Origin of the sequence: Psychromonas sp. Urea-02u-13 (genome assembly GCF_002835995.1) — a bacterium.
Classification (GTDB): domain Bacteria; phylum Pseudomonadota; class Gammaproteobacteria; order Enterobacterales; family Psychromonadaceae; genus Psychromonas.
In genome coordinates, this window is the sequence record NZ_PJBZ01000005.1 from 1 (window position 1) to 262 (window position 262).

Below are 262 nucleotides of genomic sequence, written 5' to 3' on the forward strand. Positions count from 1 at the left end.
GGATAGCTTTTGGGGCTACTCGATGGCAATTATGGATTCTGGTGTGCCTAGTCGTGCCCAAATGGGAGTTCAAAAAGCCCTTTCTACAATCACTGGGTTAGGATTAAAAGAATTTAATCCTGATAAAAACTATATCGAAAAAATTACTATTGATGTATTTGGTTTTAGTCGCGGGGCTGCAACCGCGCGTTATGCTATCTACTTATTATTAAAAGATAAGAAGTGTTTATATAAACGTTTGCAAAACCAGGGATATGAAATT

General features: G+C 37.0%; 1 protein-coding gene. It reads left to right on the forward strand.

What is annotated here, in order from left to right; all coding sequences use genetic code 11:
* Positions 1-22: 22 nt before the first annotated feature.
* The coding region (locus CXF74_RS00015) for a hypothetical protein (RefSeq protein ID WP_198552729.1) at positions 23-262 on the forward strand (240 nt) is incomplete at its 3' end.